The sequence below is a fragment of the Polaromonas sp. CG_9.11 genome (assembly GCF_015752225.1).
Lineage (GTDB): Bacteria > Pseudomonadota > Gammaproteobacteria > Burkholderiales > Burkholderiaceae_C > Polaromonas.
Map to the genome: position 1 here is coordinate 1 of NZ_JADOVE010000001.1, position 22,772 is coordinate 22,772.

Below are 22,772 nucleotides of genomic sequence, written 5' to 3' on the forward strand. Positions count from 1 at the left end.
CGCCTAGGGGTGGCACACACGCGAAGCCGGCCATCCGTGAGTAATGACAATCCGTACATCGAATCAGCGTTCAGAACCCTGAAGTACCGCCCCGAACTGCCGGTCAAGCCGTTCGAGAACCTGCTGGCCGCAAGGCGCTGGGTCACCGAGCTGGCCCATTGGTATAACCAGGAGCATCGCCACAGCGCCATTGGCTTCGTGACGCCGGCGCAGCGCCATGCCGGCCTGGACCGGGCCCTGCTTGAGGAGCGCGCGCTCGTCTATGAACGGGCCCGCCAGGAAAATCCCCAGCGCTGGTCAGGACAGGCTCGCCAGTGGACGCATGTCGATGTCGTTCACCTCAACCCAGAAACCCCACAAATCAAGGAGCTTCGAAACACGCAAAAAGTAGCCTGACTCACTTCACTTCAGGCGACAACTTCCTTGACAGCCACCGGTTCTGGAGTCATCATCGCTTGTCAGATGTTCTTAAGTTGGAGATATTGTGCCTGCGTGATCGAATTCGCCAGGCCGACGATGCTCAACGGCGTACACCGTGTCGGCGCCGACTTAAAACTGACCCACTGGGGGTGCGGACGAAAACTTGGACTATTTGGAGGTGGTTCATGCACACGTACGAAGATCACATTTGAGCGTTCAGCAGTCCTTTAAAGTGGGTCATATCCAGCTGCAAACGATCAATTTGATATCCGCGCGCATGGGCACGCAGAAGTGAAAGATCATTCGGATGCCCTGCGTTTCGGCGGATTAGCGGTGGAAAGTGCCTTTGACTTTTCTGGTGTGAGCACAGCGGTCGGTTCCGGCTTTGGATCGGTTACCGATACCTTCGCAGGCGTTTTCTTTGCCGAGGCCACCGCCTGCTTTTCGGCGCCGCCCACTTCACTGGCTACCCGCGCGCAATTTGTACTCTCGCCAGGACCCGTTTCCAGCAGCGGAATCAGCGCAGCCAGCGGCGCAATGATCGCCAGTGCAACAGCGCCGCCGGCGCGCGCAAGCAGCGGGCCTTTTTCCAGAGCATAGTCGGGTTTTTTGAAGCTTCCGAAAACACGGACTGGCGTGCGGAGCGACAAAATACCGACGCGCTTGGGTTTAGGTGAAATCTTGAAGTCAAACTGCTCGCTGGCCAGGTTGAAGCCGCCTTCGCCGAGGATTTGGGTCTGCTCCGTGTCGACCACGAACAGCGAGGACTTACCGACGCCGTCCTTCACGTCGAAGGCCATCCCGCCGCAATTGACGGCGATGGTTTTGTCCCCGCCAGCCAGAAGTGTGATGACTTTACCGCCGTTCAGGCCGCTGGCGGCGTCAAGCAAGTTCGACAGGCGTCCATTGGCAATGGCCGCAGAGATGCGTCCATTGGATTTGCCTGCAACATCGGCAATCGAGTTGCCGTTGCCCCTTAGTTGGATAGTGGCACCCATGAGTCCCGCGCCTTTGGCAAACGCTTCGTTGCCAGGCACAAGTTGCGCCACCTGAATACGGCGCATGTTCATCATCACATCGGCGTTGATGACGGGTTTGCGTGCGTCCAGCGTGATCTGCGAGTTGATGATGCCGCCAGCGAAGCCAAACTCCAGCGGCTGCATTTTGAGAACCGAGTTTTTCAAATCAAATGAAGCACGCAGGCTCTCGAATGGCAGCTTCACTGGCACCTTAAGTTTGGTCGCTTCCAAATTCACCTCGGCGTCAATCTTCTGAAGACGGCTGCCGTCGAAGCTTCCGGCTGGAAGAATGTGATTAGGATCCGCCGCTTTCTCCGCAGCAGCCGCACCGGTTTTGGTACTTGTTTGCGACTGGCTGATCTTTGGTTTGCCGTCTGTGCCCTTGGTCTGTACACCGACGACGGGGCCGAGGTCGGCCATGTCCATCAGCTTGCTGTGAAGGTCGGCGGTAAGCAGTGGGCGAGGTTTACGGTTGAGATAGGCGGCACGGCCACTGACGTCGGTGGAGCCGATCTTGCCGATCAGGTCATCCATCGTGTACTTATCTCCCTTGAGGATCAGGTGGCCGCTGAGCTTGTAGGGCGGCGTAGCGGGAAGCGGCAGCAACAGGAAAGGATAGAGGTTAGCCAGTGTCTGACCTTGTATCCGCAGTTGCGTATCGATGCCGCTGATATTGGCCGCATCTGCAATCGTGCCTTCGACCGACACACGGGTTGTTCCGGCCACAAGGTCGCCTTTGATGGGAAAGGGTACTTCCGACTCCTGAAAGCTCAGCACTTCGCCTGTCAGCGCATTGCCAGAATAGGCCGCATCGTGGTATTTACCGCTGAACGTGTACTGCGTCGAATAGCGATTGTTGACCGGAGCTGCATTGGCGTCTTTGACCTTTTCCTGTTTTAACGGATCAAATGTGCTGGCGACGACGTCAATGTCAAAAGGCTGGCCGTGGTCGAGATAACGAAATCGACCCTGATCGACCGACAACGTACTGACACGCAGTTTGCTGGGCGACTTGTCTGTCGGCGCCGAAAGCACCCAATTCTTGCGGTCGTCGGCCATGCGTTCGAACAGAAGATCAGCCTTGGTAAGTGCCACGCGCGGTAATAGAATTTTTTCAGGCAGATCACGAAGTGAGATCGAGAATTCGACTGCCTCGGCTTTGGCCATGATTTCACCATCCTTGGACCATTTCGCATTGGCGAACTGAAGGTCTTTCATGCGGATAGTGGGCGTGAGCTTCCACCCCAGCTTGACGTTCAGGTCTGAGATGGTGAACGTTCGCTGAGTCTTATCGCTGATGTAACGCTCAAGCGGATGGCGGAACCAGTTCCAGTCAAACAGCAACACCAGCACCACCAGCCCGACGAGAAGACCTGTCCAGATAGGGTGGCGATTGGGTAAAGCGATCAGGCGTGTGCTGAGGGTCATGAGCGAAGAAGGGTTTGGTTGATTGGCCAGCTACAACTGCGCCAATCTCAAAGGACAAGAGCCACGGCGGAGACGGCCAGCGCGGTGCCGGCGCCCGGCTTGTTTTCCACAATCACTGACTGGCCCAGCTTATCGGTGAGCGCCGTGGCCAGCAACCGGCCCAGGATGTCGGTCGCGCCACCGGGTGAAAACGGCACGATCAGCTTGACCGGGCGGTCGGGGTAGCCTTGCGCCAGCGCGTTGCTGCTCAGCGTAGAGGTAGCCAGAACGCAAGACATCAGAAAGGCGCGACGCAGGATCATGATGGACTTTCTCGGTCAGGTAGCGGGGACTGAATCAAAGACAAAAAGACGATGAATGATGTACAGGTTTCAACCCAGCAGCGTGCTGCGCACGCGCGCGTGCCCGCTGGCCTGGTCATAGGCGTGGCCAATTTGCAGTACCGACCAGTCGGCCTGCGTCGGCCCCAGGATTTGCAGGCCTGCGGGAAGGCCATTGACGCTAAAGCCAGCTGGCACGCTTAGAGCGGGCAGGCCGGCCATGGTGGCGGGCACCACTACCTCCATCCAGCGGTGATAAGTGTCCATGGTGCGGCCGTTCACCTGGGCGGGCCAGTGCAGCGTGGCGTCGAACGGCAGCACTTGGGTAGCCGGCAGAATCAGGTAGTCGTAGGTCTCGAACAGGCCGCGTAGTACTTGGTACCAAGCTGAGCGGTCGCGCGCCGCGTTGAACACATCTGGCCCGCTGAGCGCCAGGCCGCGCTCGATCTCCCACACCGCCTCGGGCTTGAGCAGGGCGCGCTGGGCCACGTCGTTGTACAGAGCCGCGTTGTTGCCCGCCACATTGAAGCTGCGCAGCGTGAGCCAGGCGCGCCACAGGCGCTCCAAGTTGAAGGCCGGCAGCACCGGCTCGACCTGGCAGCCGATCGTTTCAAAGGTTTTACATGTTTGTTCGCACAGGGCCAACAGCTCGGGCTCCATGGCGAGGTGACCGCCCAAGTCGCCTAGCCAGCCGATACGGCTGCCTTTGAAATTGCGCTGCAACGGCGCGGTGAAGTCGACGGTTTTATCGCGGCGCGTGAGCGGCAAGCGTGCATCGAAGCCAGCCTGCACGGACAGCAGCAGCGCCAGATCCGGAATGTTGCGCGCCATCGGCCCAGCCACACTGAACTGCTGGAAGAACACCTCCTCGGCCGGCCCGTGCGGCACGCAGCCCGGCGTGGTGCGCATGCCATAGACGTTGTTGAACGCGGCCGGCGTGCGCAGCGAACCCATCATGTCCGTGCCGTCTGCCACCGGCAGCATGCGCAGCGCCACTGCCACGGCAGCGCCCCCGCTGCTGCCGCCCGCCGTCTTGCCAGGGTTGAAGGCGTTTGCGGTGGTGCCGTAGACGCTGTTGAAGGTATGGCCGCCCAGGCCGAACTCGGGGGAATTGCTGCGGCCAATGAACACCGCACCGCCTTGGCGCATGCGTTCGAACACTGCCGCGTCGGTGCTGCTCACTTGGCCCTCGAAGATTGGCGAACCCTTGGTGGTGACCAGGCCTTTGGCCGGCATGATGTCCTTGGGCGCCTGCGGAAAGCCATGCAACGGTCCCCGCCAGTCGCCCCGCGCAAGCTCTGCATCCAGTTGTTGAGCCTGCTGGCGCAGTCCTTTTGCGGGCTGCAAGGCAACCAGCGCATTGACCTGCGGATTAAGCCAGGCCACCTGGTCTAAAAATGCGTTTAGCGTTTCCACGCACGACAGCTGTCGTGTCTGGATGGCACGCGAGAGACTGACCGCATCGAGTTCGGTAATGTCGTTGGTGGGGTTGGCGGTGGCACCAGCGGCGGCGGTGGGAGGGGTGGTAATCATCCAACCGAGGATAAGTCAACCCACAAAAATACCTCAGGTGTTTCTTAATGAGGCAATGAACGTTCGACTGCTCCGTGTTCGCGCAGTGTTTGGCAACCATTAGGGAACGCCGGACCGAGACTGAAATGCCCGGCAGGCCGGACTCGGTGATCGTTGAAATAGCGGGTGCTGCGGCCTATCGGGTAGCGCTGGTGACGGCGATGACACGGACATCGCCCGACTTGACCGACGGCAAAGCCAAAGGTGTGTTGTCGAAAATCATGGTGATATGCCGGCCCAGAAAATCAGGTACGGCCTGCGCACGGTCCTTGTAGGCAATGTGCTGCATCTTGACACCGGCCAGGGTGTTGAACAGCTCTCCCGACAGGTGAATCGATGTGCCACTGCCAGAAGATCCGAAGGTCAACGGCGTCTTGCCGGCCAGGGCGATCAGTTCCTTAACGGTTTTTGGCTAGATGCAACGCCAATGATGTTCGCGAAAATGGCCTGAAGAGCACAAGCACAAGCACAAGCACAAGCACAAGCACATGCACATGCACATGCACATGCACATGCACAGGCACAGGCACAACAACCCCACCACTTCTATAACTCACATGCAATTCGCGAAGACATGCATTAAAAGCGCTGCAACGGGCGTTTTGAGTTGGAATTGAAGATCCGCGAACTCTTGGAAATTGCCGCGCCGCATGCCGACGATTCGTCCACCGTATATTGAACAGCGTGGCACCAGGGCCGGCCAAAGGTTATTGATGCATCGCAATCAAAAATGAAAGCCGACCGAGCCAACTATTCGTCTCACCAATCAACTTATTCCAGCTAAACCAAAGTGATGGAATGCGCCTCGTTTCGAGCATCGATGCAGGTGCTTTGAAATACGATCAAACCATCCAGAAAACCGAAGTTCAAAAATCCAGTGCTCGTGAGCATCCCACCCAGCAAGAAATCCAGACTGATCAATCAAACACATGACCCGTGATGCATATATTTCTGATGCCTTTCGCAATCACCTGGCGTCTACCCTTGTTGGGTTTCCAGCTCTCGACTTGAAAATGCAATCCCAATTAGCCAGCATGGTTACGCAGTCAGCAGCGAGGTTCCGGCAGCATTCGCACATGCCGGGCTGGGCTTCCTTTTCGTATCTTGATTTGGCAAAGCAATTCGGCCGTGAAAAATTTAACCAGCTGAACGCACAATTGAAAATCTTTGACGTTGTTGATGATTGGTCAAAGGTGCAAGGCCGGACCAAGCCTTACAAGCTTGCAGCCCATGTAGAGGCGTCGCGCATGGCCTTCTATTCCAACCTTCCAACTGCCCCTACAAAATTGCTGGCTGGCGACGGTGAAATTCGTCACAAGCCGCCGACAAATGCCCTGATTGCAAAAAGGACCACGGACACTGGCACTGAAGTTACAAGGGCCGGGTGGAGCGAAAAACCCGTTCAATCGCAAGTGCCCGTCAACGTTGATGAGCTGAAACGACTTGAGCATCAAATTCAGCAGGAAACTGTTACCCAAACCGAGATAAGGAATTCCACGGTTCAAGTGGATCCGGTCACTGCGGGTTATTTTCTGTACGCTATACGAACGGTGTTGCACCATGCGAACAACACCATCTCGCCGGGGTGTTTGATTCACAAATATCAGCAGTCATCTAGCGGCCGAATGTACGGGCAGGGCATCAATCTTCAGTCAGTCAACCGCCAAGTCAGATATGCAGCTCTTCACGGTCTATGGGACTACGACATTGAAAATTGTCACTATTCGATCCTTCACCAAATGGCCGCTTTGGCCGGACTTCAATGCCCCGTGATCGAGCAATATCTGAACAATAAAACCAGCATCCGAAATGGACTGGCAACCGATCTGGGGTTGACACCCCGCCAGGTTAAAAAAGTGTTGTTGGCAATGATTTATGGAGCCTCATTGTCCGAGGATCCCACTACCGCTATTCCGTCCCTTATTGGCGTCGAGCCTGCGCGTTCCCTCTATGAGCATCTTTTTTTCAAAGCGTTAGCGGCAGACATTGCCAAAGCGCGAACCGTCGTCTTGAAAAATCATCGCTCTTTCCGTGGAGGCCTCCGAAATTTGCGCGGATTGGTCATGCGCGAGGCTGGTAAAGAGGCGCGGCACAAGTTGGCACACTTGCTCCAAGGCGTTGAGTCGGTGGCGCTGGAGGCCGCGCACAACGTTTGTGCGGAGCGCATTGTTCTACTTCAGCACGATGGCTTCACGGCGACTACTCCCGACCTGAATTTGGCTTTGATTGAAGACGCCATTTTTAAAGCCACAGGATACTCATTAAAGATTTCGGTGAGTAGCCCTCTCAAGGCCGATTTTCACGCAGCCTTGATAAACAGGGACTGATCAGCGTTGTCGAATTCAGGACCTTGAAGTCTCGGCATCGACCGCCGTGGCGACCGACCCGCTGATCCAACGTATCCGTTGAAACGGCCTCTATCACATACCCTGCTGCACGGGCCTAGGGCTTGTTGAGAATCACCTAAAGATTGGTGCATATTCCGTTTCATCGTGACCGCACATTCCGGCAACGTGACCAGGGATTCCGGTCATCGTGACCGGGGGTTAAATCACAGATTCCGGCATCGTGACCGCACATTCCGGCGATCGTGACCGATGCCCCAGTAGGCATGGTGTTGCGCATGTAAATCAACTTGGTGGGTCTGTAGCCTCTGGCAGTTTGTCAGGAGCCACATGCCCACCCCCAGGATCAACATGCGCAAACTCAAAGACGCCCTGCGTCTCATACTCGTTGGTGAGCAAAGCCACCAACAAATAGCCACCGCCCTTGGCATCGCCAAAGGCAGCGTCACCAAATACTGCGCCCTGGCAGCGACGGTCGGTCTTGACTGGAGCGCCATCGACGCCATGAGCGAGACCGATTTGGAACACCGATTGTTCGGGTCATCCAAGGCCTGCACCTTCGCCCGTCCGGACTACGGGCGCATACATCAGGAGCTGCGCCGCAAAGGCGTCACCGTCATGCTGCTGTGGCAGGAGTACAGCGCCCAGGTGGGCGAGGAGCACTGCGAGCAATTTCCCCTCAAAGCCCTGCGCTACTCCCAGTTCAGCGAGAACTACCGCCAGTTTGCCAAACGGCTCAAGCGCTCCATGCGCCAGAACCACCGCGCCGGCGAGAAGATGTTCATCGACTATGCCGGCCCCACCATTGCCCTGTTTGAGCACGGCGCGGAGGTGGGGCGTACCAACATCTTCGTGGCCGCCATGGCCGCGTCGGGCTACAGCTTTGCGCTGGCCACACCGCGCCAAACAGCGGCCGACTGGCTCAATGGCACCACTTGTGCGTTGACCACACTCTCAGCGTTTTAACGCCGCGCCGTTTGTCCGGAGGGCCGCTCACGTCAGGCGCGAGATCTGGTAATAACATGAGTTTAGGGCCCCATGTCGTACAGCGACTGCATTGCTTCATCGGCCGAAATCTCAGCCGCTATGTTCGCAAGCGGCCCAGCCGTAACCCTGTACCGCAGCTCGGGGTATTTTTGAAAAGCGGCGACAACATCTTCGCGGGATATTTTGCTGATGCAGTGGCGAGAAAGCTTGTCATCACCGCGCCAGCACAAAATCGCGTCCGCAGCCGCGTGAATGTTAGGCGGGCCAATCTCGGCGTCGTTTTTAAAATCAAGTTCGTAGCGCATTTCGATTTCTCTTTTGTTTGATTCGAAATTGTTTTTAAAATCGACCGGATCGTTGTCGATCAAATCGGTGCCTGCAACCCATTGATTCACAACAATTTTTTTTAAAAGTGTGATGCGAGAGTGATGCGAGAGTGATGCGACAACACATCGTCAAATGCTTTCGCGGCGGCTTGGGCGTCGAGACCTGCTTTTGCGCGAGACCAGACCAGCGCAATGGCGTCGGATTCGTGGGACTCCTGCTCGAGCTCTTGTGCGATTTCAGGCCGGAATGAAATTGCGTCAACAAGTTCGGACGAGGTCATCCCGAACAACAACATGGTGCTGCTAAAGGACCTCAAATCGGTTGAAACATTTCCGATTCTCCGCGCAAGGAATTCCGGCGTTTTCTCTGATTGAATAATGTTCATAGATCAATCTCCTTGTGTTTGTTGCAGCGTAATTGCCAGGCCATTCCCTTTGTGCGCTGCTGTCGCCAGTCGCACCGCACGCGCGTTAAAATAACACCGCTGCCACCACCAATGCGGATTTGCAGGACATACGGCGGGCCAAGGACGTGCTCGCCGCGGGTGTCGTCGTCTAAAAAAGCGACAACGCCCTCAGCCGGGAGGTGGTCGACTAGAGCGGTTTCACCCTAACTGGCAATAGCCGCAATGGCGAATATAGCGCTCGCATTCGCTGGGGCCAAAAAGGTCCAGCAAGGTGCCAACGGCGCTCCACAGTGCTTCGAGCGTGCGGGCCTGGGCTTTGCGCAGCAAGGTCTTGAGCTTGGAAAAGCTTTGCTCGATCGGGTTGAGGTCCGGGCTGTAGGGCGGCAGGTAGCGCAGCGTCGCACCCGCCGCTTCAATAGCTGCCTGGACGCCAACGACTTTGTGAGAGCCCAGGTTATCCATCACCACGGTGTCGCCGGCCCGCAGCTCGGGGGCGAGGAATTGCTCAATCCAGGCCACAAAGGCATTGCCGTTGATGGGCCCGTCAAGCACCAAGGGCGCGAGCAAGCCTTGCGCACTCAGCGCGCAGACAAACGTCGTCGTGTGCCAGTGACCAAAAGGCGCATACCCCAGGCAACGCTCGCCCTTAGGCGAGCGGCCCCGGGTAGGCGTCATGTTGGTAGTGGCCCACGTTTCATCAAGAAAGATCAGCCGCCCCGCCGCCATCACGGGCTGCTCGGACTTCCAGGCCGCTCGCGCCTGTGCAACGTCAGGGCGCTGCTGCTCGCTGGCATAGAGCGTCTTTTTTTTAGCGTCAGCCCGAACCGGGCCAGCGTCTTGCACATCGTCGTCGTTCCCACGGCAATGCCGTGCTCGACTTTGACCCACTGGCACAGTTGAGCCAGCGTCTGCTCGGGCGCCAGGGCAACTTGTTTGAGCAACTCGGGCTCGAGCGGCCCCAGACGCAGCGGCATATGGTTGCCTTGAACCCCTGGGCTGGCTTGGCCCAGGCGGCTGTGCCGCGAGCGCACTCGCGACACATACGACGCACTCACGCCAAATCGCATGGCCACTTGCCCAAGGGTGCCCGTTGCCGCCAATACCCGCTCGCGCAGATCCTGCGCATACGCTTTTCCTCGTCGCCAGGGCATGATTTGCACCTCCAAATTTGGCTTCGATCCCACTTTCTTCGGCCCGGTTCCTTCACAGTCTTTGATAGTTAGAGCGGATATGCTCTAGCACGCGGCTAATCAAGTGCGAGTCAAAGGTTTTCGCAAAAATCGTCACCGTTTTTGCTTCGTCGTCAACCTGGACCTCGAATTTTTGATCCAGCAGGCACGAAAAATTGTGCCTTGCGTGGTAGCTGAACATCCTCATTTGCACACCGAATCCACAGCGATTCTTGCCCGCGCAGCCTCGGCCTCAGCTAGGATCTGACCAAAAAACGGCGCATTGTGGCGATCATAAAAACTGAGTGCCGCGCTTGCGGCGCGTTTGTTTGTCGCAATTCGCGTCAGCGAGCTCATTTTTTGATGCCTGCGCCATGGCGAAATTACTGGACTCATGGGGCCTCGACGAATGGAAATCGTGTGACTCTCCAGATGCGCGACGCAGCAAACCAGCAGAAGGGCGCTTCGGTGAATTTGGTAGCACTCTCCAAGCTCTCCACAAACTACGCACACATATGCCATGGCGTCCATCACTCGATCGCACATTTTCCGCAAAAGATTCCGGGTTTCGTCGTCGCCCTTCTGTGCAAGAGCGGAAACTGACAGCTCGCCGGTTTCGCTCTCTACGATCAGCACGCGAATTTCGATGTCGAGCACGGCGGACAGCGTGTCGACGTCCTCGCAAAAGATGCGGATGCGCGGGTGCCACGCCAGGGGCAGCGTGGGCCGAGTAAGGTGCGGCTGGCGATATAGGTTGGGCTGGCGATGCATTGGGTTCAGTCCTTCCACAAGCCGCGCAGCCGCAGCGCCGTGCCGTTTTCAAAACTAACGTCCACGCCAACCGACGCGGCGCTAAAAAGCCAAATGCACACAAAAATGGGCACAAGCAGCAGCTGCCAAAGAATTTTTAGCATACGCGGATTTCCCTTGGGCAAATGGCCTCAATTTCCAGCCTGACGATTTCGCAATTCACCCTGGCAAGTAGCTGTCGTTCATCGTGCAACTCGAAAATCTGGTCGCTGAACTTGTTTGCAAATTCGGCGAGGGATGGCTTGGTTGCAATAAATAAAACTGCTTTTTCGGAATCTTCCAAACTTACTGCGTGCATTAACTGCGCCCAGCTACTAAACGGATCTGTCATGTGTTCCTCGCCGGATCGGCAAAAACCTGATCCATTTCACGCCTGGCGAGTTCGGAGGCTATCATTGCCAGGCGCTCGCCACAGTTCTTGAAAATCCCGTACCCGCGGACCCCCTCCAGAATCAACAGCAGCTCTGGACGCCCAATTATTCGCGCAACCCCCTCGCTTGCATCCAACAAATACAGCGCCTCCGCAAGATCAAGCCACATCTGCTTAAGCTCAGCGCGCGAGCAATATTCAGACCCGTCCATCTCAAGCGAATCCACAGCAACGCACAGCAGGTTTTTTACAAGCTCAAGGGTCAGGGTTTTCATAATTTTTCTGGTGTAAATGCTGGTGTAATTTGCGGCAGTTCAGGGCTGTTTTGCGGGGGTCTGGATGACGCGCCCGCTCTGAAAGGCCATGGCCGCGGCCACCAAAACTGCATTCACACTGCAATTGCATACGGATTCGCCTCAATGATTTGGGCAGTTTCGATGGTTATATTGGTAGGATTGTGGCCACGCTGTTGGTGCTCGTATTTCAGTCAAGATCGGCATCTGGGATGAAACGATGCCGGCGCAAACACTCCGTGCAAAAAAAAGTCATTTTTAAGCCGATCGAAAATTGATAAAAAATCGGCCGATCAAAATGACTGCTGTAAGTCATTGATTTACATAATAACTTTTAAAAAGTGTGATGCGAGTGTGATGCGGGTGTGATGCGACGGCATTTTTTACCCGAGCATTTCCTCGACTGCTTGAGAGGCTGCGCGAGTGTCCAAAATGGCTTTTGCTGCCGACCATACGACAGCTATTGCTTCTGAGCGCATCGCCATGATTTGCAGTTTCGTTGCAATCTCCGGGCGAAACTCAATGGCGTCCGCCATTTCTCGAGGTTCAAAGGAGTAAAGCCAAAGCTCTCCACCAGTGCGTGCCATCGTGAGAAGCACAAGCCTCGCAATTTCGGATGGTGTTCGCATGATTTGATTGGTGCTCATCATTCGACTTCCTTGGTTAGCTTGGATCAAATTGAAATGGGTGGCCAAACTTGGTTCATGATGTGTATAAATCCTCCAGGCAGCTGCGCACAGACGGGCGCCAGACAGTGGGCAGGTAGGATGGGCGAGGTCTGGGGGAGGAAAGATCAACGTAGCCATTATTCTTTCCACCAGCCGCGAAGTCGCATGTGTGTTCCATTATCAAAATCTACTGAGACCCCAACACCGGCAAGAGTTACGAGCCACACCGCAACCAATACGATGACGATAAGCATTTGCGCTGCCGTTTTGAACATTTCGTTCAGCCCTTGCTGGGGTACACCGAGTCAACTGCACGGCGGGCAATATCGGCGTCGATTTCAGCCACGATGTCGTTGAACGATTCACAGGAGGCGAGTCGCAAGGCATCGAGAAGTGTCGAATCCGCTTCCAATGCGGCTTTTACGTTTTCGTTGCGGGTGAACTCCACTTGCAAATAAGCGTGTGGTTCTTTATTTATCCACGCAAGCACGGCTTCGCGACCATTTGGGATGTTGATCGGCAAGCCTTCGAGCGGCAAATACAGATGAATTCGTGCCATGGTTTTGGTCGGGTTCGTTGGCGTAGTTGTCGGGGTCGATGGGACTTGAAATAAGGTCAGATCGAGGCGGTCGGCTGCGGGGAGGGGATTTAAGCGGTGGGCATAAATTCCTCGGTTCCGGAATTAGTCAAGCGAGGATTGAGTCAACGGCGTCTACGGCGGCTCGACTCTCCAGGTGAGCCCGGATCCGTCCCCATTTTTCCTTCAGGTAGCCCCACCGCCAGTTGTTACCACTCTCGATCTTTTCTGTCCACCAGTTCATGACCTCGGGATACTGCTCGCATGCCCGCGCCATTTCCTCTGCACTACAGAGTTCCATGTAACAGAACTCTACATTCGGCTCTTCGACAATTTCTCTAATTTGCATCACCTTCGATTGCATGCGGTTCATATCGTTTTCCATTCAAACCCCACTTAGTTGCTTTGTACGAAGAAGTTAATGTACTCCACTTAGTTGTAAGTTGCTACGAAGATTGAAGTGGCTCGACTGAAAAACAACAAGGCGGTTGTCGACAACATAATTGGATGAGCGGCCTTGGGTAGGCGTCATGTTGGACCTGGCCCAGGTCTCATCGAGAAAAATCAGCCGCCCGGCGGCCATCCAGGGTTGTTCGGCTTTCCAATCCGTCCGCGTCTGGGCGACATCGGGGTGCTGCTGCTCGCTGGCATAAAGCGTCTTATTTTTTAGCGTCAGCCCGAACCGAGCCAGGGTCTTGCCCATCGTCGTCGGAACCACCGCAATGCCGTGCTCGGCCTGCGCCCACTGGCACAACTGAACGACCGTCTGCTCGGGCGCCAAGGCCACTTGCGCCAGCAGCGGTGTCTTCAGTGCTGCTATGCACAGCAGCACATAATTGCACTGCGCGCCCAGGCTGGCTTGGCCCAGCCACTGTCTACGCGAACGCGCTCGTGACACATAGGAAGAGCTCACGTCAACGCGCGCAGCGACTTCCCGAAGCAACCCCGTTGACTTCAATACCTGATCGCGCAGATCCTGCGAATACGCCTAACCACTTCGCCAAACCATGATGATCACCTTCAAATCCCAATTTCATGCCAGCACAGGATTGCATCGGTGGTAGCGAGCATGTTTGGCAGGCCAATTTCGGCGTCGGTTTTGAAGTTGAGTTCGTGATCGGTCAAGTGCTTGGGGCGATTTCGTTAATTGTCTGCATCGCCAGCTGTGTTTGGGCAAGCGAAATAACGTACCGCTCAATTTCTGAAAAACACTGCATTCCCAACTTCTCCGCGCATTCAATCAGCTCCTGATTTAGTAGCAAAACATGAGCCGCGGTTTGCGTGTCCGAAATTTTAAGCGTCCGGATTAGCCGGCGCATCTTCTTGTGCGCTGGAAGCGTAGGGGCGATATGGGGCGATTTCGTTCATGGCTTGCATCGCAGCCTCGGCCTCTAGCTCGGCAGCGATTTCTGCAAGTGGCGCGGATGTTGCGAAACGCAGCAGCTCAGGGACAGACCGAAAAGCCGACATGATTTCTGCGCGAGAGGTATTGCTAAGAAGGCAAAGCGAATGCCAATCTCGATCTCGAAAATTCACGATTGCGCCGATTGCCCTGTTTTGATTCGGTGGTCCACACACATCAGGTTTGAAAATTGGTTCAGTCAGCATTATTTCGCCATCAGCCGCGAAGGCGAATCGAAGTGCCGTTTCTGAACGCCAAATACATGCCCATGGCGCTCAGGCTGAAAAGGCTAATACCAACCAAAATTGGCACAAGCAGCGGCTGCCAAAGAATTTTTGTCATAGCTTCCCTTTGTGGTCATTGGGGCACGCATAAAAGCACGCCAGAAGCTCGGGATTTTCGCGAACCAGGCGCATTGCATAGCAATTTTCCGGCATCAGGCCAAATGTTTTGCGGCCTTGGTATCTCATACAAACCGCACAAAGCTGTCGGTCGCACCCGCCATCGGTGTGGATTTTTAAAACAAGCGTGGAGCCGGACGTCGACCCCATTTCCGTCGGGCAGTAGCTGTCGCCTTGCAGTAGCTGGCAAATGGTCTGCTCGGCAAGTAGCGCCTCAGCTCGCGCAACCAAGTTTTTTTCGCCCGCGTTTGTAAGCAGCCAGCCGCCGTGCCTTCGGGTGACGGACAGCAGTTCGGGGTCGCCGGCGAGCAGCTGCACGCAGTCGTCAAAACTTTTTGCCGGCAGGTCCAGTGCTAGTGTTATGTAGCTCACGGAAGCTCGTCCATTGCCCGCTGTGCCAGCTCGGCGTCAGCTCGGGCGATAAGCTCGGACCATCGCGCGAAATTGATCGGCATGCTGTGCGCAAGGGCGAGCAGGGCCGGGTTGCCGATTAAGTTTTCAACGATACTTTCCTGCCTTGCTATTTGCCAGCCTCGCGGGTCCTGGCGTTCTGTGTCCATCATTTAAGAAGCTTTAAAATAGCTAATCAAGCAATTTCGGAGTCGGCCATTGCGACGAGGTTCCTCGGGCGCGCGGACGGCCCTGGCCTGTCGCGCAAGCGGGCCAGCATGTCTGGGTTGTTGACCAGGTTTTGCACGATGTTTTCATTTCTTGCTATTTCCCAGGCAATAAACGCCTGGCTTGCTGCGTCAATCATTTAAGAATCTCCAAAATGGCCAATCGGGCAATCTCAGCGTCCGCGCGGCCGATCAGATCTTGGCATCGCACAAGCGGCCCCGGCATTTTGCGAACTCGGGCAAGTAGGGCCGGGTCGCCCACAAGGGTTTTTACAATATCGTTGTTTCTTGCGACTTCCCAAGCCAGCAGCGCCTGGCTTGCCTCGTCGTCGTTCACGGAAAAATCTCCGCAATTGCGCGCATGGCAAGCTCGGCGTCGACAAGGGCCAGCACTTGGCTTTCCTCATCGGTGCGAAGGTGACGCCAGCCGCGGCTATTTTTCGCACACGTTAAAAAAAGCGAGTTGTTCAGCAGCAGGAAGGCCATGTCCTCGACGCCGTACATGCTATTTAGTTTGATAAGCGCATCAAAAATTCGGATATCCCAAATTGTCGGCGGACCCAATGAGGCATGTGGAATCCCTGGTGTAATTTCCTGCAATTGAGCGCCGTTTTCTGCCGCGCAGCAGTGTTCAGTCCCCTCTGTGGCGGGGTTTGAGGTTCGGTGTGAATCACATTCACACCGCAAATGCTCGCTGCGTCGGGTCATTGTTTCTGGCGGGTTCGTTAGTGCTGTTGGCGGGATCGTTGGGAGTACGGGGCAAGTCCAGGCTAGGTGGTCGGCTTCAAGGATGGGCTTTTGGCGAGGCCGTGGCTTTTGTTCATGTGGTCGGGTTCAGCTGATAGCAGACTCAACTGCGCGCATTGCCGCACGCGCGTCTAGAAGCGGCTGCGCTTTTCTGCAAACAGCTTGCGCGACGTCGTGGTATTCGCGCATCCGTTGAAGTTTTGCTGCGAGCTCAGGGCTCGCTTCGATTGCGTCAGCGGTTTCTTCGTCGGACGGCGTGAGCGCAAATATCCCGCCGGCGAACTTGGAGCTCAGGCACCAAATGATATTCAGCGCAGTCTCTTGTGGTGTGTCCGCAGTGACGCTCATTTTTGGTCCTTTGTTCATTGGGCGGCGACGTTGATAATTCTGGGAACGGGGTCGACAACACGGATCCGTTCAGGGGCGCAGACGATGAGGTCCTCGACGAAATCCACTTGCTGTCCCGAGGGTTAGCCCTGAGCGTGGATTCGAGATTCCAGTGTGGCCGTGGATCTCACTAATGACGCCGTATTCCATCTTGTCTTACCTTCGTGGCATTTTACTTATAAGTAACTGTACGATACTTGGTGGTATCGTGCTACTAAGATTGAGAGCGACTGCGTGAAAAACAACAGTGAGATGCTGAATAACAAAAATCGTCCGATGCCGTTTACGAGGCTGGAGGTAGTTGTTTTGACTGTGTTCGGTGGTGGGCTGAATGTCCTGCTGGCCAAGCGAGCGGATGCGCCCTACGCTGGGAAGTGGGCATTGCCCGGCGGAGCTCTGAGGATTGATTTAGATCAGACTCTGGACGCAGGTGCACGCCGAGTGATGCACGAAAGGCTTGGGATTGAGCTGCTGGATTTTGAACAGCTTTGCGCTGTGGGCGGTGCCAAGCGCTATTCGCCTGCGCCGTGGGCTTTGAGTGTGGTTTATCGGGCCCTAATTTCGATTGAGTCTGTGGAGGTCATTGCGGAGAAACAGATTGATGCTTTGGAATGGCGGCCAGTTGAATCGGTCATATTGGGGCCACTAGCTTTTGATCATGCTGATCTCATAGAGCGCGCGGTCGACGTCACGCGGAAACAGGTGGATGGCATGGGAATGCCGCGAGGCTTACTGGCCGAACATTTCACGCTGACCGAGCTTCAAGTGACCTGTGAGCAGGTGCTGGGGCGTCCCATTGACAAGTCCAGCTTTCGGAGAAAACTAACTGATCGAGGGATGGTCGAAGCCGTGGAGGGGGCAATGAAAGGCGGGGCTTTCAGGCCGGCACAGCTATTTCGGTGGCGTATCCCTGCTACTTAAAATTCGCCTATTTCTGCCGCAGTTTTGGCGGACTTTTACAAGGCAAGCACGGACATAAGGAGTGCTTGAACGCCTTTTTTTGAGTGCAAATGATCACATCACCGTCTAAATTCGTAGTTGCTATAAAACTAGAAGGTCTTACTCCGCCAAAAAACCGCCAAATATAAAAACAGCGGTAAAAACTCCTTAATTTAAAAGGGTTTCGCAGGATAGCCTGAATGCTGGGCCATCATGGGGGTGTGCACGGCGGCCTTGTCCGGTGGTTGAAAGGCTTGGGCTTTTTCTCTTTGCATTCAGTTCGCTGGCTTTTTCGGGCAGCCGTTAGGTGGGTTCAGGTTTCAGGGTTCTTGGGCGAGGGCTGATTTTCGCTGTTCTGCCGGGCAGGCCGGTGGGCTGAACAAAGGGCATTCCCGGTGACGCATCTAACCCTTGATTGTCGCTGCCGACGGCAAGCCGGATGAAACCACCTTCGACGGGGGCGCATGCGGCCGGCTGTGCATGCCTTCAGACGCGGACCCGGCTGGTCGCCAGCCGCAGTTCGCCGGCAATGGCGCAGGCCAGTTGCAGGCGGCGCAGCAGCCAGGGCGTCAGGTCGGCCGCCAGCAGCACATCCGGACGCGCCAGGTAGGGTTGCCCCGAGAGGCTGAAACCGGGCGAATTCACCCCCGAGGCGGCGGGCGCCTGGCCCGAGAGCTCGGCTTCGATGCAGCGGGCGGCTTGCTCCAGTGCCGGCGTGGCCTGCGCCAGGTCAAGCTGGCCGCGCCTGAGCAGCAGCAGCGACTTGACCGCCGTCAGCTGCGCCAGCAACTGGTAGCTGCGCGCCTGCAGCGCTTCGAGCGGCTCCAGCGGCGGACGCACCTGGCGCGGCTCGGCCAGGCTGCGCTGGGTGGCCAGCGTCAGCGCCGACAGGCTGTCGTAGGCATCGCGGCGCGCCAGCCGCCAGTTCACGTCGGCCGTCTGGGCGGTGTCCAGCAGCGCCAGCGCCAGCCTGGCATGCTGGCTTTGCGCCTGGATGCTTCGCTTGACCAGGCCAGGAATCTGGCTGCGTTCCCATGACGGCAGCACATAGCTGAACAGCCAGGCCAGCAGCGCGCCGAGCAGCGTGTCGGCCAGCCGCTCGCCGATGGCAAAGGTGGGCTGCAGGCCGACCAGCATCAGGTGCGCCTGCAGCAGGCCGGTCACCGTACCGGCAATCGTCGTATAGAGGTAGCGGCGCAGCGCAAAGGCATGCGCCAGGCCGGTGCTGAGCGCGACGATCAGGAACAACACCTTGGCGCCCGGATGGGCCATCAGGAGGCCCATCACCAGCAGGCAGCCGAGCACGGTGCCGGCGACGCGCGCATTGCGCCGCTGCACGGTTTGCGCCAGGTTGCCGCGCATCACGACGACGATGGTGATCAATATCCAGTAGTCGTGCGTGGCCCACGGCAGGTGCAGGGCGACGGCGTAGCCCGCGGCCACGGCCAGCGTGGCGCGCAGTGCATAGCGCAGGGTCGGCGCGCGCCAGCCGAGCTGCCCGAGCAGCGGCTTGACGCTCCATTGGGTGGTGCTCACGAACAGCTGCCACTGGTTGCGAACCAGGCTCAGCTCGGGCGTCACGTCGCCGCGTGCCAGCGCCGCGATCTTCACCGCCTCGTCATTAATGTGGCCGATGCGGTCGGCCATGTTGCGCAGCAGGGCGGCGGTATCGGGCGGGTCGGTGCGCACCGGCTCGGGTGCCAGCGACGGGTTGGCGGTGGCGCGGGGCGGCAGTGTGCCCACCAGCTTCGGCCGCAGGTCGGGAATCGGCCGGATCGACGTCTGGCGCCGGCCCCGCAGCAGCGCCATGCCAAGTGCCTGCAGTTCATCGGCCGTGGCGTTCAGCGCCTGCTGCAGCCTGGGCAGGTGCGGCGCGATGGCCTGCCGGTCCAGCAGCACGTCCAGGTCCAGGTCGCAGGCCAGCTGGTGGTCACGCGCTTCCAGCAGGCTCAGCAGCATGGCGGCCACCTGCTGGCGCGGCCGGGTGGTGGGCGACTCCAGCACCACGTTGCGCGTGTCCTGCAACTGGTCGGCAAAGTTGGCCTGCTGCACCAGCATGGCTTCGAGCAGCGCCTGGTGGTCGGGCTCGTCGTCAAAACGCTGCGCCTGGGTGCGCAAGATGCCGGCAAAGCTGTGCAGGCATTCGGCCAGCAGCTGCCGCCGGTAACGTTGGTTGAGCAGGTGGGTGGTCAGCACCGCCCACAGCAGGTAAAGCACCGAACCGGCGACAAACCAGCCGGTGTGCGCCAGCACCTGGTTGAGCGAAGTCATCGGCGGCGCGGCCATGGAAAACAGCATCGAGAACAGCAGTGAAAAGCAGATCGGCCCGCCACGCTTGCCCCAGGCCATCAGCATCACCGCCAGAAAGGTCCCGCCCACCAGAACGCAGCCCAGCAGCAGGTCGTCCTGGCGCGTCAGCTGCACCAGCATGAACAGCGGCGTGCCCAGCAGCGGCGCGGGCAGCACCTGCATGATCTTGCGCCGTCGTGGCGAGGGAACATCGGGCAGGCTGGTGATGATCACGCCGACGGCGGCGCTGGCGGCGGCCCCAAGTCCGGCCGATTCGAACAGCGCCAGCATGATCAGTACCAAGCCCAGGGATACTGTCAGGCCGTTGGTGACGTAGTGGCTCAGCGCCACGCGCAGAAACTCTTGCGCCTTGCGGCGAAGCCGGCCTGCCAGCGTGGTCAAGAGGGGCGGATCACTCGGGTGGCGGTTCATGGTGTGGGCACCACTGTACCGAAACCTGCCGGGTCAGGTGCGCCGTCCTGCGCGCTGGCTGAGCGGAGCAGGACAGTTGGGGCTCAGAAAGGCGCGTCGGGCACCTGGGCCGCCTCAACCTCGGGCGCGGCGGCGCTGCCGGCCTTGACGCGCTTGGCCTTGAGCGTCGGCTTGGCGGCCGGTGCGGCTTGCTCACTGCCGTCGGTTGTTGCCTCGGCACCGCCCAGCACGGCCTGGCGAACACTGGCCTTGTCGCCGGCACCGGCAAACTTGCTGTACTTGCCCAGCGTACCGATCAGCTGACCGTAGATGCGCGGGTTGCCGGCGACGCATTCGCCGTGGTCGATGAAGTCCGACTCGCCGGTGAAGTTGCCGATCAGGCCGCCTGCCTCGGTGATCAGCAGCGAGCCCGCTGCCACATCCCAGGGCTGCAGGCCGGTTTCGAAAAAGCCATCGGTGTAGCCGGCCGCGACATGTGCCAGGTCCAGCGCGGCAGCGCCCGGGCGGCGCACGCCGGCGCACTGGCTCATGACTTCGCCCAGCATGTTCAGGTAAGGCTTGAGCTTGTCGCCCGGGCGGTAGGGAAAGCCGGTCGAGATCAGGCATTCCTGCAGGCGCGTGCGCTTGCCGACGCGGATGCGGCGGTCGTTGACGTAGGAGCCGCGGCCTTTGCTGGCGCTGTAGATATCGTTGCGGTTCGGGTCATAGACCACCGCCTGCTCGACCTTGCCGCGCACCGACAGCGCAATGCTGACGCAGTAGAACGGAAAGCCGTGGATGAAATTGGTGGTGCCGTCCAGCGGATCGATGATCCAGACGAATTCTGAGTCTTTCGCGCCATGCTCGCTGCCCGATTCCTCGGCCAGGATGCCGTGGCCAGGGTAGGCGGTCAGCAGGGTTTCGATGATCACGGCTTCAGCGGCCTTGTCGACTTCGGTGACGAAGTCGTTGGTCTGCTTGAGCGACACGCGGACTGCCTCGACGTCAAGGGCGGCGCGGTTGATGAGGGCGCCGGCGGCGCGCGCAGCCTTGACGGCCACGTTGAGCATGGGGTGTAGATTGCTGGACATAAATTGTAAGAAAGAGCGGGCAAGAACTGCAAAACCGGGAACCGGTGGCAAGCGACAATAGCGGATTTTACCGGCTTCGCCCGCCTGGCCCGAAATCATCCCGACCGCCGGGTTTTTCACAGCGGCTCTTCGGCCTCTTTCTATCCCCATGAAAACCCGCTTCATCCTGATCAACACCAGCCACGCCGGCAATGTGGGCGCCACCGCCCGCGCCATGAAAACCATGGGCTTTGACGACCTGGTGCTGGTCGCCCCGCGCTGGGCCAATGTGCTGCGGCGCGAGGAAACCATCCAGCGGGCCAGCGGCGCGCTCGACGTGCTCAACAACGCGCGCATCGTTGAAACGCTCGATGAAGCACTGGACGGCATGGCGCACCTCTGCGCCACCGCCATGACGCCGCGCGACTTCGGCCCGCCCACCCGGGCGCCGCGCGCGCATTTCGCCGAACTGCTGGGGGCGACTGATTTGCTATCAAAAGATGAGCTGACAGCACCCGTGTATATTGCGCAAAAGCCCGATTCGGTTGCTTTTTTGTTTGGCTCCGAGCGTTTTGGCATGCAAAACGACGACGTCTACCGCTGTCATGTGGCCCTGAGCATTCCGACCGATCCAAAATTCGGCTCGCTCAACCTTGGTGCGGCGGTGCAGCTGGTGGCCTACGACTGGCGCGAAGCGCTGGGCGGCTTTGGCATCCAGGCCGCGCCTGAAACGCCCCGGCTGGCCGACGCCGCCGCCGTGGGCGGCATGCTCAGGCACTGGGAAGAAGCGCTGGTTCATATCGGCTTTCTCGATCCGGCGTCGCCCAAGAAGCTCATGCCGCGCCTGAACCAGCTGTTCAACCGCGCGCAGCTGAGTCCCGAAGAAATACACATCCTGCGCGGCGTGGCCAAGGCGATGATGCGGCAGGCGGCCGATCAAGCCCGGCCGGCACAGGACAAGGCGCCCGCGCCAGCGGACACGTCCGCCAGCCTCTAAACTCCTTGCCATGTTTTCCAGACTCCGCTCCGACATCCAGTGCATCCTTGAACGCGACCCGGCCGCCCGCACCCGCTGGGAGGTGCTGACCTGCTACCCCGGCCTGCATGCGCTGGTGCTGCACCGGCGCGCGCACTGGTGCTGGACGCACGGCTTCAAATGGCTGGGGCGCTTCACCTCCCACATTTCGCGCTGGCTGACCGGCATCGAGATCCATCCCGGCGCGCGGATTGCCGGCTGCGTATTCATCGACCACGGCATGGGCGTGGTGATTGGCGAAACCGCTGAAATCGGTTCGGGTTGCACCATCTACCACGGCGTCACGCTGGGCGGCACTTCTCTCTACAAGGGCGCCAAGCGCCATCCGACCCTCGGCAAGAACGTGGTCGTGGGCGCCGGCGCGCAGGTGCTCGGAGGCTTCACCGTCGGCGACGGCGCGCGCATCGGCTCGAACGCCGTGGTGGTCAAGCCCGTTCCGGCCGGGGCGACGGCCGTGGGCAATCCCGCCCGCATCATTCAGCCCGGCGCCGACCTCAAGCGCGAGGAGGCCGCCAGCCAGATGGGTTTTTCAGCCTACGGCGTGACACAAAGTGACGACCCGTTGAGTCAGGCCTTGCGCGGGCTGATTGACAACGCCTCAGGCCAGGAATACCAGATTTCGCTGCTCTGGCAGGCGATTGAAAAGTTGTCAAATCTGTCGGAGACTACGCCGCACCGCGATTGCGTTCCCAAGGATGCAGCGCTCGAAGAAAACTTTGAAGCCGACAAGCTGAACCAGCTGGTCGGCAAATAGCCGGCGGC

31 protein-coding genes and 2 pseudogenes are annotated in these 22,772 nt (G+C 58.2%); 8 read left to right on the plus strand and 25 right to left on the minus strand.

All coding sequences use genetic code 11. From position 1 onward, the window contains the following. Positions 1-9: 9 nt before the first annotated feature. Positions 10-396 (plus strand): integrase core domain-containing protein, encoded by a 387-nt coding sequence (locus tag IWX85_RS00005; protein ID WP_370584158.1) that lies wholly within the window; start codon positions 10-12, stop codon positions 394-396. Between the two features lie 323 nt (positions 397-719). Here IWX85_RS00005 and IWX85_RS00010 read toward each other — a convergent pair whose 3' ends face one another. The 4 genes and pseudogenes from IWX85_RS00010 to IWX85_RS00025 form a co-directional block, all read right to left on the minus strand. Further along, positions 720-2,867, minus strand: coding sequence for an AsmA family protein (locus tag IWX85_RS00010; RefSeq protein WP_196868313.1), 2,148 nt, complete (start codon positions 2,865-2,867; stop codon positions 720-722). Positions 2,868-2,914: 47 nt separating this feature from the next. Continuing rightward, positions 2,915-3,169, minus strand: a complete 255-nt coding sequence (locus IWX85_RS00015; RefSeq protein ID WP_196868314.1) for a tripartite tricarboxylate transporter substrate-binding protein — start codon at positions 3,167-3,169, stop codon at positions 2,915-2,917. Positions 3,170-3,238: 69 nt separating this feature from the next. After that, on the minus strand, positions 3,239-4,720 hold the full coding sequence (locus IWX85_RS00020; protein WP_196868315.1) for an amidase: 1,482 nt from the start codon (positions 4,718-4,720) through the stop codon (positions 3,239-3,241). Positions 4,721-4,895: 175 nt separating this feature from the next. After that, a pseudogene (locus tag IWX85_RS00025) lies at positions 4,896-5,156 on the minus strand (tripartite tricarboxylate transporter substrate-binding protein); the annotation flags it as partial. Between the two features lie 401 nt (positions 5,157-5,557). Between IWX85_RS00025 and IWX85_RS20680 the strand changes: the two are divergent. The 3 genes and pseudogenes from IWX85_RS20680 to IWX85_RS00035 all read left to right on the plus strand — a co-directional run. Continuing rightward, complete coding sequence (locus tag IWX85_RS20680; protein ID WP_255529356.1) at positions 5,558-5,692, plus strand: hypothetical protein; 135 nt, start codon at positions 5,558-5,560, stop codon at positions 5,690-5,692. Beyond that, complete coding sequence (locus tag IWX85_RS00030; RefSeq protein ID WP_196868316.1) at positions 5,689-7,086, plus strand: hypothetical protein; 1,398 nt, start codon at positions 5,689-5,691, stop codon at positions 7,084-7,086. The genes IWX85_RS20680 and IWX85_RS00030 overlap by 4 nt, the downstream gene beginning before the upstream one ends. A 369-nt stretch (positions 7,087-7,455) precedes the next feature. Then, positions 7,456-8,049, plus strand: a pseudogene (locus tag IWX85_RS00035) (IS21 family transposase); the annotation flags it as partial. An 83-nt stretch (positions 8,050-8,132) separates the two neighbouring features. On the opposite strand, the gene IWX85_RS00040 reads toward IWX85_RS00035, so the two are convergent. The 11 genes from IWX85_RS00040 to IWX85_RS00090 form a co-directional block, all read right to left on the minus strand. Beyond that, positions 8,133-8,486 (minus strand): hypothetical protein, encoded by a 354-nt coding sequence (locus IWX85_RS00040; protein WP_196868318.1) that lies wholly within the window; start codon positions 8,484-8,486, stop codon positions 8,133-8,135. An 11-nt stretch (positions 8,487-8,497) separates the two neighbouring features. Continuing rightward, entirely contained in the window at positions 8,498-8,803 is a 306-nt protein-coding gene (locus IWX85_RS00045) for a hypothetical protein (protein WP_196868319.1), read from the minus strand. Positions 8,804-9,022: 219 nt separating this feature from the next. Next, positions 9,023-9,667, minus strand: coding sequence for an IS630 family transposase (locus tag IWX85_RS00050; RefSeq protein ID WP_196868320.1), 645 nt, complete (start codon positions 9,665-9,667; stop codon positions 9,023-9,025). Further along, positions 9,550-9,975: a hypothetical protein gene (locus IWX85_RS00055; RefSeq protein ID WP_196868321.1), complete on the minus strand. Its 426-nt coding sequence runs from the start codon at positions 9,973-9,975 to the stop codon at positions 9,550-9,552. The genes IWX85_RS00050 and IWX85_RS00055 overlap by 118 nt, the downstream gene beginning before the upstream one ends. Positions 9,976-10,197: 222 nt before the next feature. Further along, positions 10,198-10,764: a hypothetical protein gene (locus tag IWX85_RS00060; RefSeq protein ID WP_196868322.1), complete on the minus strand. Its 567-nt coding sequence runs from the start codon at positions 10,762-10,764 to the stop codon at positions 10,198-10,200. A gap of 136 nt (positions 10,765-10,900) precedes the next feature. Continuing rightward, positions 10,901-11,134, minus strand: coding sequence for a hypothetical protein (locus IWX85_RS00065; protein WP_196868323.1), 234 nt, complete (start codon positions 11,132-11,134; stop codon positions 10,901-10,903). Continuing rightward, entirely contained in the window at positions 11,131-11,448 is a 318-nt protein-coding gene (locus tag IWX85_RS00070) for a hypothetical protein (RefSeq protein WP_196868324.1), read from the minus strand. Before IWX85_RS00070 ends, IWX85_RS00065 begins: the two co-directional genes overlap by 4 nt. A gap of 401 nt (positions 11,449-11,849) precedes the next feature. Continuing rightward, entirely contained in the window at positions 11,850-12,113 is a 264-nt protein-coding gene (locus tag IWX85_RS00075) for a hypothetical protein (RefSeq protein ID WP_196868325.1), read from the minus strand. A 301-nt stretch (positions 12,114-12,414) separates the two neighbouring features. Then, positions 12,415-12,693: a hypothetical protein gene (locus tag IWX85_RS00080; RefSeq protein WP_196868326.1), complete on the minus strand. Its 279-nt coding sequence runs from the start codon at positions 12,691-12,693 to the stop codon at positions 12,415-12,417. Between the two features lie 127 nt (positions 12,694-12,820). Next, positions 12,821-13,096 carry a hypothetical protein gene (locus IWX85_RS00085; RefSeq protein WP_231379429.1) on the minus strand — a complete coding sequence of 92 codons (276 nt, stop codon included), beginning with the start codon at positions 13,094-13,096 and terminating at the stop codon, positions 12,821-12,823. Between the two features lie 33 nt (positions 13,097-13,129). Next, positions 13,130-13,624 (minus strand): hypothetical protein, encoded by a 495-nt coding sequence (locus IWX85_RS00090; RefSeq protein WP_196868328.1) that lies wholly within the window; start codon positions 13,622-13,624, stop codon positions 13,130-13,132. A 122-nt stretch (positions 13,625-13,746) separates the two neighbouring features. On the opposite strand from IWX85_RS00090, the gene IWX85_RS00095 reads away from it, so the two are divergent. After that, entirely contained in the window at positions 13,747-13,962 is a 216-nt protein-coding gene (locus IWX85_RS00095; RefSeq protein WP_196868329.1) for a hypothetical protein, read from the plus strand. A 42-nt stretch (positions 13,963-14,004) separates the two neighbouring features. Here the strand turns inward: IWX85_RS00095 and IWX85_RS00100 are convergent, their stop codons facing one another. From IWX85_RS00100 to IWX85_RS00130, 8 genes are all read right to left on the minus strand, one after another. After that, entirely contained in the window at positions 14,005-14,319 is a 315-nt protein-coding gene (locus IWX85_RS00100; RefSeq protein WP_196868330.1) for a hypothetical protein, read from the minus strand. A 10-nt stretch (positions 14,320-14,329) separates the two neighbouring features. Further along, positions 14,330-14,455 (minus strand): hypothetical protein, encoded by a 126-nt coding sequence (locus IWX85_RS20685; RefSeq protein ID WP_255529357.1) that lies wholly within the window; start codon positions 14,453-14,455, stop codon positions 14,330-14,332. After that, entirely contained in the window at positions 14,452-14,886 is a 435-nt protein-coding gene (locus tag IWX85_RS00105) for a hypothetical protein (RefSeq protein ID WP_196868331.1), read from the minus strand. Before IWX85_RS00105 ends, IWX85_RS20685 begins: the two co-directional genes overlap by 4 nt. Next, positions 14,883-15,077 (minus strand): hypothetical protein, encoded by a 195-nt coding sequence (locus tag IWX85_RS00110; RefSeq protein WP_196868332.1) that lies wholly within the window; start codon positions 15,075-15,077, stop codon positions 14,883-14,885. Before IWX85_RS00110 ends, IWX85_RS00105 begins: the two co-directional genes overlap by 4 nt. A 23-nt stretch (positions 15,078-15,100) precedes the next feature. After that, a complete protein-coding gene (locus IWX85_RS00115; RefSeq protein ID WP_196868333.1) occupies positions 15,101-15,271 on the minus strand; it encodes a hypothetical protein in 171 nt (56 codons plus the stop codon). Further along, the gene (locus IWX85_RS00120; RefSeq protein ID WP_196868334.1) at positions 15,268-15,468 is read right to left on the minus strand and encodes a hypothetical protein; all 201 of its coding nucleotides are present in this window, start codon (positions 15,466-15,468) and stop codon (positions 15,268-15,270) included. Before IWX85_RS00120 ends, IWX85_RS00115 begins: the two co-directional genes overlap by 4 nt. Further along, positions 15,465-15,839, minus strand: a complete 375-nt coding sequence (locus IWX85_RS00125; RefSeq protein ID WP_196868335.1) for a hypothetical protein — start codon at positions 15,837-15,839, stop codon at positions 15,465-15,467. Before IWX85_RS00125 ends, IWX85_RS00120 begins: the two co-directional genes overlap by 4 nt. A gap of 126 nt (positions 15,840-15,965) precedes the next feature. After that, positions 15,966-16,226 carry a hypothetical protein gene (locus tag IWX85_RS00130; protein WP_196868336.1) on the minus strand — a complete coding sequence of 87 codons (261 nt, stop codon included), beginning with the start codon at positions 16,224-16,226 and terminating at the stop codon, positions 15,966-15,968. Between the two features lie 273 nt (positions 16,227-16,499). On the opposite strand from IWX85_RS00130, the gene IWX85_RS00135 reads away from it, so the two are divergent. Further along, entirely contained in the window at positions 16,500-17,186 is a 687-nt protein-coding gene (locus IWX85_RS00135) for an NUDIX domain-containing protein (RefSeq protein WP_196868337.1), read from the plus strand. A gap of 504 nt (positions 17,187-17,690) precedes the next feature. Here the strand turns inward: IWX85_RS00135 and IWX85_RS00140 are convergent. Both IWX85_RS00140 and IWX85_RS00145 read right to left on the minus strand, forming a co-directional pair. Then, a complete protein-coding gene (locus tag IWX85_RS00140; protein WP_196868338.1) occupies positions 17,691-19,925 on the minus strand; it encodes an FUSC family membrane protein in 2,235 nt (744 codons plus the stop codon). A gap of 83 nt (positions 19,926-20,008) precedes the next feature. Continuing rightward, on the minus strand, positions 20,009-20,995 hold the full coding sequence (locus IWX85_RS00145; RefSeq protein ID WP_036810295.1) for an inositol monophosphatase family protein: 987 nt from the start codon (positions 20,993-20,995) through the stop codon (positions 20,009-20,011). A 148-nt stretch (positions 20,996-21,143) separates the two neighbouring features. Between IWX85_RS00145 and IWX85_RS00150 the strand changes: the two genes are divergently transcribed. Continuing rightward, positions 21,144-21,971, plus strand: coding sequence for an RNA methyltransferase (locus IWX85_RS00150; RefSeq protein ID WP_196868339.1), 828 nt, complete (start codon positions 21,144-21,146; stop codon positions 21,969-21,971). Positions 21,972-21,981: 10 nt separating this feature from the next. Then, on the plus strand, positions 21,982-22,764 hold the full coding sequence (cysE, locus tag IWX85_RS00155; RefSeq protein WP_196868340.1) for a serine O-acetyltransferase: 783 nt from the start codon (positions 21,982-21,984) through the stop codon (positions 22,762-22,764). Positions 22,765-22,772: the final 8 nt, after the last annotated feature.